Origin of the sequence: Piscinibacter defluvii (assembly GCF_004011805.1) — a bacterium.
Lineage (GTDB): Bacteria > Pseudomonadota > Gammaproteobacteria > Burkholderiales > Burkholderiaceae_C > Piscinibacter > Piscinibacter defluvii.
The window spans coordinates 25,382-40,820 of the sequence record NZ_RCHJ01000034.1; the positions used below are offsets into that span (position 1 = coordinate 25,382).

12 protein-coding genes and 1 pseudogene are annotated in these 15,439 nt (G+C 72.2%); 9 read left to right on the forward strand and 4 right to left on the reverse strand.

The window, feature by feature from the left end:
- Positions 1-10 precede the first annotated feature (10 nt).
- The 8 genes from D9C15_RS31030 to D9C15_RS31065 all read left to right on the forward strand — a co-directional run bounded on the left by D9C15_RS31030 (position 11) and on the right by D9C15_RS31065 (position 7,971).
- Positions 11-2,500 carry a molybdopterin-dependent oxidoreductase gene (locus tag D9C15_RS31030; RefSeq protein WP_128003354.1) on the forward strand — a complete coding sequence of 830 codons (2,490 nt, stop codon included), beginning with the start codon at positions 11-13 and terminating at the stop codon, positions 2,498-2,500.
- Between the two features lie 30 nt (positions 2,501-2,530).
- On the forward strand, positions 2,531-3,289 hold the full coding sequence (locus D9C15_RS31035) for a 4Fe-4S dicluster domain-containing protein (protein ID WP_205854958.1): 759 nt from the start codon (positions 2,531-2,533) through the stop codon (positions 3,287-3,289).
- A gap of 24 nt (positions 3,290-3,313) precedes the next feature.
- A complete protein-coding gene (gene nrfD, locus D9C15_RS31040; RefSeq protein WP_128003355.1) occupies positions 3,314-4,474 on the forward strand; it encodes an NrfD/PsrC family molybdoenzyme membrane anchor subunit in 1,161 nt (386 codons plus the stop codon).
- The gene (locus D9C15_RS31045) at positions 4,471-5,151 is read left to right on the forward strand and encodes a TorD/DmsD family molecular chaperone (RefSeq protein ID WP_128003356.1); all 681 of its coding nucleotides are present in this window, start codon (positions 4,471-4,473) and stop codon (positions 5,149-5,151) included. Before nrfD ends, D9C15_RS31045 begins: the two co-directional genes overlap by 4 nt.
- Position 5,152: 1 nt before the next feature.
- Entirely contained in the window at positions 5,153-5,803 is a 651-nt protein-coding gene (locus tag D9C15_RS31050) for a nitroreductase family protein (protein ID WP_128003357.1), read from the forward strand.
- 161 nt (positions 5,804-5,964) lie between these two features.
- On the forward strand, positions 5,965-6,897 hold the full coding sequence (locus tag D9C15_RS31055; protein ID WP_128003358.1) for a YcjF family protein: 933 nt from the start codon (positions 5,965-5,967) through the stop codon (positions 6,895-6,897).
- 113 nt (positions 6,898-7,010) lie between these two features.
- Complete coding sequence (locus tag D9C15_RS31060) at positions 7,011-7,685, forward strand: hypothetical protein (RefSeq protein WP_128003359.1); 675 nt, start codon at positions 7,011-7,013, stop codon at positions 7,683-7,685.
- A gap of 94 nt (positions 7,686-7,779) precedes the next feature.
- Positions 7,780-7,971, forward strand: coding sequence for a DUF3606 domain-containing protein (locus D9C15_RS31065; protein ID WP_128003360.1), 192 nt, complete (start codon positions 7,780-7,782; stop codon positions 7,969-7,971).
- Here D9C15_RS31065 and D9C15_RS31070 read toward each other — a convergent pair whose 3' ends face one another.
- The 4 genes from D9C15_RS31070 to D9C15_RS31085 are packed head-to-tail and all read right to left on the reverse strand — an operon-like array spanning position 7,972 to position 14,882.
- On the reverse strand, positions 7,972-10,569 hold the full coding sequence (locus tag D9C15_RS31070) for a cation-translocating P-type ATPase (RefSeq protein WP_240668666.1): 2,598 nt from the start codon (positions 10,567-10,569) through the stop codon (positions 7,972-7,974).
- Between the two features lie 2 nt (positions 10,570-10,571).
- A complete protein-coding gene (locus D9C15_RS31075) occupies positions 10,572-11,786 on the reverse strand; it encodes an efflux RND transporter periplasmic adaptor subunit (protein WP_128003361.1) in 1,215 nt (404 codons plus the stop codon).
- A 4-nt stretch (positions 11,787-11,790) separates the two neighbouring features.
- Entirely contained in the window at positions 11,791-14,154 is a 2,364-nt protein-coding gene (locus D9C15_RS31080; RefSeq protein WP_128003362.1) for an ABC transporter permease, read from the reverse strand.
- Positions 14,154-14,882: an ABC transporter ATP-binding protein gene (locus tag D9C15_RS31085; protein ID WP_128003363.1), complete on the reverse strand. Its 729-nt coding sequence runs from the start codon at positions 14,880-14,882 to the stop codon at positions 14,154-14,156. The genes D9C15_RS31080 and D9C15_RS31085 overlap by 1 nt, the downstream gene beginning before the upstream one ends.
- 133 nt (positions 14,883-15,015) lie before the next feature.
- Between D9C15_RS31085 and D9C15_RS33590 the strand changes: the two are divergent.
- A pseudogene (locus tag D9C15_RS33590) lies at positions 15,016-15,439 on the forward strand (hypothetical protein); the annotation flags it as partial.

Genomic DNA, 15,439 nt, shown 5'->3' on the forward strand with positions numbered 1-15,439 from the left:
AGACAGCACCATGGGCCTGATCGAACGCATCTTCAAACCGGCCGTCTCCCGCAGGCGCTTCCTGCAGGCCACGGCGACATCGGGCGCGGCGGCCTCGCTCGTGGGGGGCTACACGCTGCGCGAGACGCAGGCGCAGGCCCCGGCCGCCAGCAAGACCGAGACGAAGATCACCAAGAGCATCTGCCACCAGTGCCCGGCGCGCTGCGGCATCGACGTCTACACCACCGACGGCCGCGTGCACGCGATCTACGGCACCAGCGACCACCCGATCTCCAACGGCAAGCTGTGTCCCAAGGGCCCGCTGGGCACCTACATCCTCTACGACCCGGACCGCTTCAAGGGCCCGATGAAGCGCACCAACCCGAAGAAGGGCCGCGGCGAGGATCCGAAGTTCGTGCCCATCAGCTGGGACGAGGCGCTCAACACCGTGGCTGCGCGCCTGCAGGGCCTGCGCGACAAGGGCGAGAGCCACCGCTTCGCGCTGTGCTTCGGCCGCGGCTGGGGGGCCTCCTGCGCCGGCCTGCTGGGCACCTTCGGCGAGCTGTACGGCTCGCCCAACGTGCCGATCGGCCACTCGTCGATGTGCTCGGACGGCGGCATCCTCGCCAAGCAGTGCACCGACGGCAACGCCTCGTACAACGCCTACGACTACCGCAACGCGAACATGCTGCTGATGTTCGGCTGCGGCTTCCTCGAGGCCTTCCGGCCCTACAACAACAACATGCAGGTGTGGGGCTACATCCGCGGCGAGCGCACGCCCAAGACGCGCGTCACGGCGGTCGACGTGCACATGAACACCACGCTGGCAGCGAGCGACCGCGCGCTGCTGGTCAAGCCCGGCACCGACGGCGCGCTGGCGCTGGCGATCGCGCACCACCTCCTCGTCAACGGCCTGTGGGAGCGCAGCTTCGTCGGCGACTTCAAGGACGGCGTCAACCAGTTCAAGGCCGGCCAGACCGTGGACCCGGCGAGCTTCAGCGAGAAGTGGGTCAAGGGCCTGGTCGAGTGGTGGAACGTCGAGCTGAAGGACCGCACGCCCAAGTGGGCCAGCGAGGTCACCACGATCCTCGAGCGCGACATCGTCGCCACCGCGCAGGAGTTCGGCACCACGCGGCCGGCGATCGCGCTGTTCGAGCGCGGCGTGCACGCACACAGCAACGGCATCTTCAACGGCATGGCCGTGCACTCGCTGAATGCGCTGGTCGGCTCGCTGTTCGCCAAGGGCGGCCTGATGTACCAGATGGGGCCGTCCTACGGCCCGATGCCGGTGGATGCCGGCGCGCACAAGGACGACTACGCGAAGGACGGCCCGTGGAAGAAGCAGCCGCGCATCGACCTCAAGGGCCACGAGGACGGCTACCTGCTGGCCAAGAACATGCTGCAGGAGGTCGGCCCGAATTCGCTCAAGGGCAAGCCCTACAAGCTCGACACGGTGATGTTCTACCTCACCAACCCGGTGTGGACCGCCCCGAACGGGCCCGAGTGGGAGGAAGCGCTCAAGGAGCTGTTCGTCATCGACACCTCGCCCTTCCCGGGCGAGACGGCGATGATGGCCGACATCCTCCTGCCCGATCACACCTACCTGGAGCGGCTGCAGGACGCGCCGACCTATCCCTTCCAGGGCTTCCCGATGGCGCAGCTGCGCGTGCCGGCCATCAAGCCGCTGTACGACACCAAGTACTTCGGCGACACGCTGATCGAGATCGGCAAGCGCATGAAGGGGCCGATGGGGGACTACTACAAGGCGCTGAAGGACAGCGAGAACGTGATCCGCCACCTCGCCAAGGGCTTCGAGAAGGACCCCGGCGACAACGGCGTGAAGGACTTCGAGGGCTGGAAGGAGAAGGGCGTCTGGTACAGGAAGCCCTACCTCTGGCAGCAGCGCAACGGCGAGTTCTTCGAATGGGACGGCAAGGCCTACGCCAGGCCGATGACGCCCGAGGACGTGAAGAAGAAGCTGATGCCCACCGACTCGGGCAGGTTCGAGTTCCGCTCGAGCAAGCTGGAGCATTCGGCCGACTGGATCGCCGCCAAGGCCGGGCGCGACAAGGCCCGGCTGATGTTCCCGATCTGGGAGGAGCCCAAGCACCCGGGCGGCGGCGACTTGTACCTGGTCACGCCGAAGGTGGCGCTGCACGCCGAGGGCCGCGGCGGCAACCTGCCGGTGGCGATCTCGCTGCTGCAGCCGACCATGGGCGGGCGCGACCAGGTCTACATCGAGATCCACCCCGAGACGGCGAAGAAGCGCGGCATCGGCGACGGCGAGCGCGTGCGCATCAAGTCGTCCACCGGGCATGCGATCGAGGGCACCTGCCGCCACTTCGAGGGCGTGCGCCCGGACACGCTGGTCTTCCCGATGGAGCACGGCCACTGGGCGCATGGACGCTGGGCCCAGGCGCGCGCACCGGGGCACTGCGGCGAGGTGACGGTGAACCAGAGCGACCGCGTCACCGGCCAGTGCAACTACTACACCACCAAGGTCACGATCGAGAAGGCCTGAGGGCCATTCCAGACGCACGAGGAGACTGACATGGCGAAATGGGGAATGGTCATCGACCTGGACAAGTGCACCGGCTGCCAGGCCTGCACCACGGCCTGCTCGATGGAGAACAACCGCCTGCCCGGCGAGAACTGGCAGGACGTGCTCTTCTATCACGAGGGCACCTACCCGAACGTGAGCATGCAGTGGTTCCCGCGGCCCTGCATGCACTGCGAGAAACCCTCGTGCGTGGACGTGTGCCCGACACGCGCGACCTACAAGGACCCGGACGGCGGCTACGTGCTGGTCGACTGGAACAAGTGCATCGGCTGCAAGGCCTGCATGGTCGCCTGCCCCTACGGCGTGCGCTTCTACACCGACGACAAGGCGGTGGTGCAACCCGACCTGCGCAGCGTCTTCCCGGGCAAGAACGGCCGGCAGTGGGACCCGCCCTACAAGGGCCCGGAGGACGACCCGACCCACGGCGTCGGCATCCAGCCGCACGGCGTGGTCTCCAAGTGCACCTTCTGCCACCACAAGACCAGCACCGCACCCAAGGGCGTGGCCGACCTGGACGAGGACAACCCGGCGACCAAGGAGCACACGCCGGCCTGCGTGCGGGTCTGCGCACCCAAGGCGCGCTACTTCGGCGACCTCGACAACCCGGCCTCGAAGGTGAACAAGCTGATCGCCGACAAGGCCGGCGTGCGCCTGCTCGACCAGACGGGGAACAAGCCGCAGGTGTACTACCTGTCCGGCGGTGCCGGTGCCGCCGTCCCGAGCAACCGCGCCAACGAGACCCAGGCCTGAGGCCGCAGCGAAGGAGACGTCACGATGAACACAATCGCACAACCGCGCCCGGCGGTCAGCGCGCCGCTGATGGGCCTGGTGCTGATCGCCGCGGCCGTCGGCCTGGTGGTGGCCGGCGGCTACGTCCTCAGCCAGTTGATGACCGTCGGCCACTCGGTCTACAACACCGACAGCCGCGGCATCTTCTGGGGCCTGCCGATCGTCACCTACGACTTCTTCCTGCTGTCGTCGACCGGCCTGACGATGCTCGCCTCGACGTGGACCGTGTTCGGCCTCAAGGACTTCGAGCCGATCGCGCGCCGCGCCCTCTGGCTGGCCGTCGCGGCCCTGGTCGGCGGCGTGGCGGCGCTGTTCATGGAGCTGGGCGCACCGCTGCGCGCGATGCTGCTGATCCCGACCAGCTTCCAGACCGCGGCCCCGCTGTTCTGGAAGGTCTGGGGCGTGCTGTTCTATACCGTGGCCCTGGCGGTGCTGGTGCTGAAGTGGCTGGCCGCCGGTGCCGACGCCCAGCCGCCCCGGGTGCCCGCGGTGGTGGCCTTCGCCGCGGCGGTGTTCATCACCTTCGTCGCCGGCACGGTGTACGGGATGATGGCGATGCGCCCGTTCTGGTTCGGCGGCGAGGTCTCGCTCGGCTTCATCGTCGAGGCGCTGCTCGGCGGCGTGACCTTCATCATCATCTTCACGCACCTGGCCCACGGCATGGACGCGAGCCGCTTCGACGCGCGCACGCGCACGCTGATGACGGGTTCGCTGGCCGGCCTGTTCGGCGTGCTGATGGTGGCGCATGCGTTCTTCGTCGCCTCCCGGCTGGTCGCCGGCCTGTGGAGCAACGCCGACGGCATGCAGGTCTGGCACCACCTGTGGAGCCGGCCCATGTTCCAGGCCGAGTTGTGGATCGGCATCGGCGTGCCGCTGCTGATCACGGTGCTGCCGGGTCTGCGCAAGTCCCTGGGCCTGCAGCTCGTGGCGGCAGTGATCGCCATCGTGGCGCTGTTCGTCGCGCGCTACGACTTCGTGATCGGCGGGCAGATGGTGGCGCTGCTGAAAGGCAGCTGGGCGCACGGACTGCTGCAGTACAGCCCGTCGCTGACCGAGTGGGCCGTGCTGGCCACGGCCGTGTTCCTGGCCAACCTGGTGAACGCCCTGGGCGAGAAGCAGTTCGCGCTCGGCGGCCCTGCGGCATGAACCCCCTCGCTGCCACCGTGGCCGCCGCCCGCCCGACTGCGGAGGGCGGCCACCTGCTGGATCAGGCCGACCTGCTGTACTGCCTGGCCCGTGCCTTCATGCCTCCGCCCGAAGGGTGGTCGGTGTGCGACTGGGCGCAGCCGCTGCAGGCCGACCTCGACGAGATCGGGCCCATGCTCGGCCTGGACGTCTCGGGCGCACAGGCCGCGCTGGAGGCGGAATGCCAGCGCTGGGCCGCAGCGGCGCGCCTCGCCGATGAGTCGGCCGACTCGTGGCTCGTCGAGTACGCGCGCCTGTTCCTGACGCCACCGGTCGTCGTGCCGCTGAACACGGGCCTCTACCTCGAGGGCGCCGTCGGCGGCACCGCCGCACAGATGATGCGCTCGTGCTACGAGACGGCGGGCGTCGCACCGGACGAAGGCTTCCACGACCTGCCCGATCACGTGGCCATCCAGATCGAGTTCCTGGCGCGCCTGATCGAGCGCGGCGCGCGCGGTGACAAGGACGGATCGGCGATGGCCACCGAGTTCGCCGCCGAGTTCGTGCATGCGTGGGCGGGTTCTCTGGAGCAGGCCTGCGCCGCCGCGGTGGGGCGACATCCCGCGGCGGCCGTCTATGCCGCCCTGGCGCGGCTGCTGCGCCGAGCGCTGAACGATCCCTCGCTGCAGCAGCGCTGACATGTCGAACCTGCCTGCGACCGGGAGCATCCCGGGGTGCCGTGCCGAAAGTGCCGATGCCCGCCAGCCGTCCGGTCAGGCGCGCGGGCGCGCCGCGCTGCAAGGACTGCTGACCCGCCACTCGATCGGTCCGCGCTGGATGGTGGGTCCCGGTCCGTCGATGGCGCAGCTGCGCCTGGCCATCGCCGCGGCACTGCGTGCGCCCGACCACGGCAAGCTCGTGCCCTGGCGTGCGGTTGTCGTCGGCGACCACGACCGCGATGCGCTGGGTGAGCTGTTCGCCCGTTTCGCACGCGACGTCGGCAAGACCGACGAGGACGTGGCCATCGAACGCGACCGCGCCCGCAACGGACCGGTGCTCGTCGCCTGGATCGTGCACGTCGACGACACGGTCGACGAAGTGCCGCCTCACGAGCAGTGGATGTGTGCCGGCGGCGCGCTGACCAACTTCCTCAACGCCCTGCACCTGATGGGCTTCGGCGCGAAGACGCTCAGCGGCCGGAAGTGCGCGCACCCGGCGATCCGCGACGCCTTCTGCCGTGACGGGGAGTGGCTGGCCGGCTTCGTCTGCATCGGCACGCCGACGCGTCGACCTTCGCCCCGCGGGGCCGACGATGCCGATGCCGTGCTCACGTGCTGGCGGGGGGCATGACACCGGCTCCGGCGCGACGTGCCGCGTGCTGGGGCAGCATGGCGTCTCACTGGGTCGGCAAGTCTCCCGGGCGGCACTGGCATCCTGTCCGGGACCCCGGACCGAGGAACCTTCTCGCACCATCCGCTTCTGACGCGTTCCCCGGTCCGGAAGGGATACCCATGACAGAAGCGGAAACCCGTGCCATCGTCGCCGTCAGCCTGCTGGCGGCCTTCGCCGACGGCAGCAAGCACGAGCGCGAACGCGCCGAGATCAAGCGCATCGCCGAGGGGCTGTCGCAGGCCGACGGCGTGCACCTGCCCACGCTCTACCAGGACGTGCTGATGCAGCGCGTCACGCTGGCGAACACCGTGCCCGCCCTGGCGAGCGCTGCGGCGCGCCAGCTGGCCTACGAGATGGCGGTGTGCGTCTGCGACGCCGACGGCGCGCAGTCCGACGCCGAGCGCGCCTTCCTCGCCGAACTGGCGCGTGCGCTCGGGCTCGACGCGACCTCAGCCGGCGATTTCGGCCGGCAGGCGGAGGCGATCGCGGCGGCGCCCCTTGCGCCGCCGGCCGTGCCGCCGGCCGCGCCGGCGGTCGACGAGGCGGTGCTGGACAAGGCCATCCTCGACGCCGCCATCGTCAACGGCGCCCTCGAACTGCTGCCCGAGACGCTCTCCACGATGGCGATCATCCCGCTGCAGATGCGCCTGGTCTACCGCGTCGGCCAGGCGTACGGCTACCAGCTCGACAGCGGCCACGTGAAGGACTTCCTCGCCGCCGCCGGTGTCGGCCTGACCTCGCAGTACCTCGAGCAGGCCGGCCGCAAGCTGCTCGGCGGGCTGCTCGGCCGCGCCGGCGGTGGCCTGCTCGGCGGGCTGGGCCGGCAGGCGGTCAGCTCGGGCATGAGCTTCGCGGCCACCTATGCGCTCGGGCATGTCGCCAAGCGCTACTACGCCGGCGGGCGGGTGCTCTCCACCCAGATGCTGAAGGAGGCCTACGCGGGCGTGGCGCGCGAGGCGCAGGGCCTGCACCAGCGCTACCTGCCGCAGATGCGCGAGCAGGCGCGCACGCTCGATGCCGGCCGCGTGATGCAGCTGGTGCGCGGCGGCTGAGCGGCCGCGGCGCCGGCGGACCCGCCGGGGGATGGAATAGCGGCCGGGCCCCGCGCGTAAGCTGCGCGGCGGCGCGCCCGCGCAGCCTGCGATCCACCCCGAAGGAGACCACCATGCCCCGTGTGACCCGCAAGACCCCGTTCGCCGCCGCGGCCGCCGCCGCCATGCTGCTGGCCGCCTGTGCCGGCCTGCCCGGCGGCAGCGGGGGCATGAGCTTCTTCGTCACCAGCAGCGGCGCCGGCAACGGTGCCGACTACGGCGGTCTGGCCGGCGCCGACGCCCATTGCCAGAAGCTCGCCAGCGCCGCCGGCGCCGGCGCCAAGACCTGGCGCGCCTACCTCAGCACCCAGGCCAAGGACGGCCCGGTCAACGCGCGCGACCGCATCGGCAAGGGGCCCTGGCACAACGCCAAGGGCGAGCTGATCGCTCGTGACGTCGACGACCTGCACGGCCCGGGCAACCGGATCGGCAAGCAGACCGCGTTGAACGAGAAGGGCGAACTGGTCAACGGCCGTGGCGACACGCCGAACCGGCACGACATCCTGACCGGTTCGCGGGTCGACGGCACCGCCTTCTCGTACAACGACACCGACATGACCTGCGGCAACTGGACCAGGAGCGGCCCCGAGGGCGTGGCGATGGTCGGCCACCACGACCGCATGGGCCTGACGCCGGACCCCTGGTCGACCTCCTGGAACTCGTCGCACCAGTCACGCGGCGGCTGCAGCCAGCAGGCGCTGCGCGGCACCGGCGGCGACGGGCTGCTGTACTGCTTCGCGGCGAACTGAGTCGCACGGCGCCGCGTCGGCGTTGAGGTCACTCAGGCCGGCGCCGCGCCGCGGGCGAACAATCGGGCCGTTGCCGCGTGACAGGAGCCCCGCGATGAACGCGCCCGACCCGACCTTCCGCCCGCTCGACCCGGGCCGCATCAACCCGATGGACCCGACCGAGATGGCCTGGTGGTGCCGCCAGCTCGGCTGCAGCCTCGACGAACTGAACACCGCCATCGAACGCGCCGGCGAGCATGTCAGCGCGGTGCGTGCCGCACTGCAGCAGGGGCGCGCCGGCGCCTGATCAGCGGCGCCGCCAGGCCTTCTCGATCTCCACCGCCACGAACACCAGCGCCGCTGCGGCGAGGCAGATCGCCAGTTCGGCGGCGCCGAGCGCCTCGGTGCGGAACACCGGCTGCAGCCCCGGCAGGTAGACCACCGCCAGCTGCAGCACGAAGGTGAGCGCCACCGCGCCGGTCAGCGCCAGGTTGCTGCGCAGTCCCTGCGCGAACAGCGACTGCGTCTCGGAGCGGATCGCCAGCACGTGGGCCATCTGCGCCAGCGTCAGCACGGTGAACACCATGGTCTGGCCATGCGCACCGGCCTCGATCGCCCAGGCCTGCACGCCCAGGCACAGCCCGCCGATCAGCAGCCCGACCCACAGCGTGTGCTGCCACAGCCCGCCGGCGAACACGCTCTCGCCGGCCGGCCGCGGCGGGCGCTGCATCACGCCGGGTTCGGCCGGCTCGGCAGCCAGCGCCAGGCCGGGCAGGCCGTCGGTCACCAGGTTGACCCACAGGATGTGGATCGGCAGCAGCGGGATCGGCAGGCCCAGCAGCGGGGCCAGGAACAGCGTCCAGATCTCGCCCGAGTTGCCGGTCATCGCGTAGCGCACGAACTTGCGCACGTTGTCGAAGATGCGCCGGCCCTCGCGCACCGCGGCCACGATGGTGGCGAAATGGTCGTCCAGCAGCACCAGGCCGGCGGCCTCGCGCGCGACGTCGGTGCCGCCCGCGCCCATCGCGATGCCGATGTCGGCGCGCTTGAGCGCCGGCGCGTCGTTGACGCCGTCGCCGGTCATCGCGACGAAGCCGCCGAGCGACTGCAGCGCGGCGACGATGCGGATCTTCTGCGCCGGGTCGACACGAGCGTAGACACGCGTCGTGTGCACCCGCAGCGCGAGCGCATCGTCGTCCAGCGTGGCCAGCTCCGGGCCGGTGAGCACGCCGTCCTCGCCCGGGGCGAGGATGCCGAGCTCGCGGGCGATCGCCCGCGCGGTGGCCGGGTGGTCGCCGGTGATCATCACCACCGCGATGCCGGCGCTGCGGCACTCGGCCACCGCGGCGGCGGCCTCCGGGCGCGGCGGGTCGGCCAGGCCCACCAGGCCGAGCAGCGTGAGCCCGCGTTCGGCCTCGTCGGCCTCGAGGGCCGAGGGGTCGTGGTCGAAGCTGCGCTGCGCCAGCGCCAGCACGCGCAGGCCCTGCGCCGCGAGCGCGGCCGCCGCCTGCAGCGCCTCGGCCGCTTCGAGCGGCTGCTCGCCCGCGGCGCCGGCCACCTGCGTGCAGCGCGGCAGCAGCGTCTCGGGCGCACCCTTGCACAGCAGCGTCCAGGCCTCGCCGTCGCGGTGCAGCGTGCTCATGCGCTTGCGCCCGGCGTCGAACGGCCATTCGTGCAGGCGCGGCACGGCGCGCTTCAACGCGGGTGCGTCCAGGCCGGCGGCAGCGGCCGCCTCGGCCAGCGCGGTCTCGGTCGGGTCGCCGATCCAGGCGCCGGCCGCGCCCGGGCGGGCATCGTTGCAGCGCAGCGCGGCACTCCACAGCGTGGCCGCGGGCAGCGCGTGCCAGCACTGCGCGGCGCGCACCTGCATGCGGTTCTGGGTCAAGGTCCCGGTCTTGTCGGAGCAGATCACGTCGACCGAGCCGAGTGTCTCGACCGTGGGCAGCCGGCGCACCAGCGCGCGGTGCTGCGCCATGCGGCGCGCGCCGAGCGCCAGCAGCACCGTCACCACCGCCGGCAGCGCCTCGGGGATGGCGGCCACCGCGAGGCTGATGCCGGTCAGCGCCATCAGCAGCAGCGGCTCGCCGCGCAGCACGCCGATGGCGAAGATCAGCACGCAGATCGCGATCACCACCAGCGAGAGGCGCCGGCCGAACGCGGCCAGGCGGCGCTGCAGCGGCGTGCTGCGGGTGCCGGTGTCGCGCAGCAGCGTGGCCACCTGGCCGAGCTCGGTATGCACGCCGGTGGCCACCACCAGGCCGGCGGCGCGGCCGTGGGTCACCAGCGTGCCCTTGAAGGCCATGTTGGCGCGGTCGCCCAGCGGGTGCTCGCCGTCCGGCAGTGCCTCGAGGTGGCGCACGTGCTTGTCGGCCGCGACCGATTCGCCGGTCAGCGCCGATTCGTCCACGCGCAGCTGCGCCACCTGGTGCAGGCGCAGGTCGGCCGGCACCAGGTTGCCGGCCTCCAGCAGCACCACGTCGCCCGGCACCAGCTGCTCGCTGTCCACCGATTGCGCCTGGCCGCCGCGCCGCACCGTGGCCTGCGGCGCGGCCAACGCCTGCAGGGCCTGCAGCGCGCGGTCGGCGCGCCACTCCTGCAGCACGCCGATGCCGGCGTTCAGCAGCACGATCACCACGATGGCCAGCGTGTCGGCCAGCTCGCCGATCAGGCCCGACAGCAGCGCCGCGCCGATCAGCACCAGGATCATCACGTCGCGGAACTGGTCGAGCACACGCGCGGCCAGCGTGCGCGGCGCCGGTTCGGGCAGGCGGTTCGCCCCGTGGCGCGCGCGGCGCGCCTCGACCTCGTGCTCGGGCAGCCCCTGCGCCGGGTCGACCGCCAGGTGCCCGGCCACCGTGTCGGCGCTGTGCAGGTGGGCGCGCTCGGCGATGCCGGGGTCGGACAAGCTCAGACCCTTCTCACCTTGACCCGCACGCCGTCGTGGACCGCACTGCCGGGGTAGACGATCACCGTGGCGCCGGCCGCCAGGCCGCTGCGCACCCAGGCCTGGCTGGCGTTGCGCGCGCCGATCTGCACCGGGCGCAGCCGGGCCCGGCCGTCCTCCACCACGAACACGCCCATGCCGCCGGGGACGCCGTCGTCGGCGGCGGGCAGCGGGAACACCGCGCTGACCGGCACCTGCAGCGCCTCGGCCAGCGCCAGGGTCACGACCCGCACGCCGACGCGGTAGCCGTCGCCGAGCGCGCGCCACTGTTCCGGCGGGCTGGTCAGGTCGATCAGCACGCGCACGCGCTGCTCCTCGACGCCGAGCGCCGAGACCTTGGTGAACGCGCCCGGCTCGACCAGCCGCACGCGGCCCTGCAGCGTGCCGTTGCCGCCCCAGCGCTCGATCAGCACCGGGCTGCCGGGGACGGCCTGCAGCGCGTCGGTGGTGAGCAGCTCGGCCACCACCTCCAGCCGGGTGGTGTCGCCCAGCTCGACCAGCGGCGTGCCCAGCGCCACCGCGCCCTCGCTGCCCTGCACCACGCGCAGCACCCGGCCGGCCACCGGGGCGCTGACGACGAAGCCGCGCGCCGCACCCGGCCGGCCCTGCACCGCGGCGAGCGCGGCGCGCGCCTGCTCGATGCCGTGTTCGGCGGCGTGCAGCTCCTCGGTGGCCGCGTCGAGCTCCTTCTGCGCCGCCTGGGCCGCCAGGCGGTCGGTGTCGAGCTTGGTGTCGGCCACGTAACCCTGCCTGGCGAGCTGCTCGCTGCGCTGCACCTCGTTGCGGGCGCGTTGCAGCGCCACCTTCGCACCCTCCAGCCGCGCCACGGCACGCTGCCGCTGCGCCTGGGCGATCTCCACCTGCAGCACCTGCTCGCGCCGCGTGCGTTCGTCCAGCAGCGGCGCGAGCACCGGCGTCAGCGTCGCGATCGGCGCGCCGGCCTCGACCGCGTCGCCCTCGCGCAGCGCGATGCGGCCCACCAGCCCGGCCAGCGGCGCGGAGACCACGTAGCGGTCGCGCAGGCGGGTCTTGCCGTCCTCGTCGACGCTGGTCTGGAACGCGCCGCTGCGCGCCTGCGCCACCTCCACCTCCACCGGCCGCGGCGCGAAGGCCCAGGCCAGCGCGGCGCCGATCAGCAGCAGCGCGGCGCCGCCGCCCAGCCAGGTGCTCGTCTTCATCGAATCACTCCCTCGTCTTCAGGACCGCCACCAGGTCGAGGCGGTCGATGCGCCGGCGCACGATCAGCGCGCTGGCCAGGCCGGCGACGAGCACGACGATCGTCGCCCACGCGTAGGTGCGCGCGCGGATCACCGCCGGAAAGAAGAACTGGTCGGACTGCAGCAGCGTGGTGATCAGGTGCGTCAGCCCCCAGCCCAGCGCCATGCCCAGCGGCAGCGCCAGCGCGATCACCAGCGCCAGCTCGCCCAGCAGCAGCGCCGAGACCTCCGCGCGCGTGAAGCCGAGCACGCGCAGCGAGGCCAGCTCCCAGCCGCGCTCGGCCAGTGCGATGCGCGCGTTGTTGTAGACCACGCCGACCGCAATCACCGTCGCGAAGGCGGTCAGGATGGTGCTCATGATGCGCACGTTGCGCGCGCTGATCTCCTCCATGTTGCGCAGCATGGTCGCCTTGCTGAAGGCGCCGGCGATGCGCGGCTGCTGCTGGCTGGCGGCCAGGAAACGATCCTCGCTGCCGGGCTCGAGGCCGAGCACGTAGCCGCTCGAGAGATCGCCGTCGCCGAGCAGGCGGTTCAGCGTCTCGCGGTCCATGTAGGCGTTCAGCCCCATCATCTCGCGCACCGTCGCGCCGACCGGCAGCGCGAGCGTGCGCGCACGGCCCTCGAGCACCTCGACCAGCACCGTCTCGCCCACCTGCACGCCGAGCTTGGCAGCGAGCCGGTCGGTCAGCACCAGGCCGCGGCCCTCGAGCAGGGTCTCGCGGTTGTCGGCGTCGATCACGCGGTACAGCTCGGCGCGGCCGGCGTAGCCGCGGATCAGGCTGCGCTCGCGGCGCGCGCCGTGGATCAGGTTGACCGGCACGAAGCGCGTCGACTCCACCTGCACCACGCCGGGCAGGCGCGCGAAGGCATGGCGCATCGCGTCGTCGCCCGGCTCGATCAGCCAGACCGCCACGTCGCTGCGCATCGCGACGCGGAACTGCGAGTCGACGATCACCTCGATCGCGTCGCGGAAGAAGTTGCCCAGCACGACGATGGCCACCGCCGCGGCCACGCCGCCGATCGACAGCGCGCTGCGCAGCGGCCGGCGCTCCATGTTGCGCACGATCATGCGCAGCGCCGGCGGCATGGCCTGGATGCCGAGCCGCTCGGCCAGCGTGCGGCGGTACTGGCCGGGCGCGGGCGGGCGCATCGCCTCGGCCGGGGCGAGCCGCACCGTCGCGAGGATGGCGTTGAGCGTGCCCAGCACCGCGGTGGCGACGGTGATCGCCGCGCTGGTCACGACCAGCTGCGGCGCGATGCGGTGCTCGAAGCTCGGGAAGTGGAAGAACTCGGCATACAGCCCGGTGAACATCGTGCCGAGCCGGTCGCCCAGCAGCAGCCCGAGCAGCAGGCCGACCGAGACGATCACCAGCACCATCTCGAGGTAGTGCTGGCCGATGCGCCGGTTCGGGTAGCCCAGCGCCTTCAGCGCGGCGATCTGCTCGCGCTGCGTCGCGATCAGGCGCGCCACCACCACGTTGAGCAGGAAGGCCGCCACGCCGAGGAAGATCGCCGGCAGCACGGTGCCGAGCACACGCTGCTCCTTGATCTCGTTGTCGAGCATGGCGTGCGAGGTCTGCTCGGCGCGGCCGTTGACGGTGCGCCCGCCGTAGCGCTCCAGCGTGCGGCCGAGCGCGTCGATCGCCGCGGTCTCCGAGGCGCCGGGTGCCAGCCGCACGGCGACGCGGTTGAACGCGCCGCGCATGTCGTAGGCCGCGGCGAGCGCCTCCTGGTCGAGCCAGAACACGCCGAAGCCGCGCTGGTCTGGCATGCCCCACAGCCCGGCGAAGATGAACTCGGGCGAGAGCGCGGTGCCGACCACGCGCAGCGTGCGCTGCCGGCCGTTGACCAGCGCGCGCAGTTCGGCGCCGGGCTTCAGGCCGCGCGCCTGGGCGAAGCCCTCGGAGGCCAGCACCTCGAGCGTGCCGTCGCTGCGGCCCGCGGCCAGCATGCGCCCGCCGCTGAGCGTCACGCGGTTCAGCGAGCGCGGCCGGCGCAGGTCCAGCCCGATCAGCTGGCCGATGATGGGGTCGGCGCTGCCCGGCATCTGCACCCGCACCACCTGCTCGATGCTGGTCTGCACCTCGGCCACGCCGGGCAGCGCGCGCAGCGGCTCGATCAGCGCGTCGGGTGCGCGCTTGACGCTGGCGAACACGTCGGCGAAGCGGCCGTCGGCGTAGAAGCGGTCGCGTGCCAGGGCCAGCGAGTCGACCGCCGACAGGCTGGTCAGGAAGCCGCCGATGCCGCTGGCCACCACCAGCGCGATCGTCAGCGCCTGGCTCCACATCAGGCGCAGGTCGCGCAGCAGCTTGCGGTCGAGGGCCTTCATCACCACGTGAGCTCGGAAGGGCTGATGCGGTGCGCGTTCCTGTCGATGCGCTGCACCCGCCCGTCGCCGAGGTGGATCACGCGGTCGGCCATGCCGGCGATCGCGGCGTTGTGCGTGATCACCACCGCGGTGGTGCCGAGCTCGCGGTTGATGCGTTCGATGACCTCGAGCACCAGCTTGCCGGTCTGGTAGTCGAGCGCGCCGGTCGGCTCGTCGCACAGCAGCACCTGCGGGCGCTTGGCGATGGCGCGGGCGATCGCCACGCGCTGCTGCTCGCCGCCGCTGAGCTGGGCCGGGAAATGGTCGCGCCGCGGCGTCAGGCCGACCAAGTCGACCGCCTCGTCCACCGGCATCGGGTCGGCGACGATGTCGGTGACCAGGGCGACGTTCTCGCGCACCGTCAGGCTCGGGATCAGGTTGTAGAACTGGAACACGAAGCCGACATGCTCGCGCCGGTAGGTGGTCAGCTCGGTCTCGGAGGCGCCGGTCAGGCGGTGGTCGCCGAAGCTGACCTCGCCGGCACTGGGGGTGTCCAGGCCGCCGAGGATGTTCAGCAGCGTCGACTTGCCGCTGCCCGAGGGGCCGAGCAGCACGACGAACTCGCCCCGGCCGATCTCCAGGTCGACCTCGCGCAGTGCGTGCACCTCGACCTCGCCGGTGCGGTAGACCTTGGCGAGGCCGCGGGCGCGGAAGACCGGCTCGTGGCCGGCAGCGGGGGCGGCATCCATGGGAAGTCTCGACGCGGATTCTGCGCAACACGACACGGCAATCGATGACGGACGTCAAGCGGTGCAGCGAGCACGCTGCCGGGGTGTGCTGCGACAATGGTTTGCTGATTTCTGACTGCGCCGCTCCCGCCCGATGTCCCAGGCCCCCATTCCCACCAAGACGCCGCTCGGGCAGGATGCCCTGCGCCGGCGCACCGGGGAACTGGGGCAGCGGCACCGCACCATCCTGTTCCTGATCGACGGCCGGCGCACGCTGGCCGAGGTGCTCGGGCTGGCGCACCAGGCCGGCGCGGCGACGACCCATTTCGAGGACCTGGTGCGGCTGGGTTACGTGCAATTGCCGGCCGAGGAGCCGCCCGCACCGCCGCCGCCCGAACTGCCCGAGCCGGCGCAGCCGCCCGCCGAGGCGCAGATCACGCACCTGGAGGTCGAGGTGCCCGCCGACGCCGCGCTGCCGGCGCCGCCGGCCGCGGCGCCGGTGCCGGCGGCCGCGCCGGTGCCCGAGGCCTGGCCGGCGTATGCCGACACGGTGCCCGCCGAGGAGCTGCCGGCGCTCG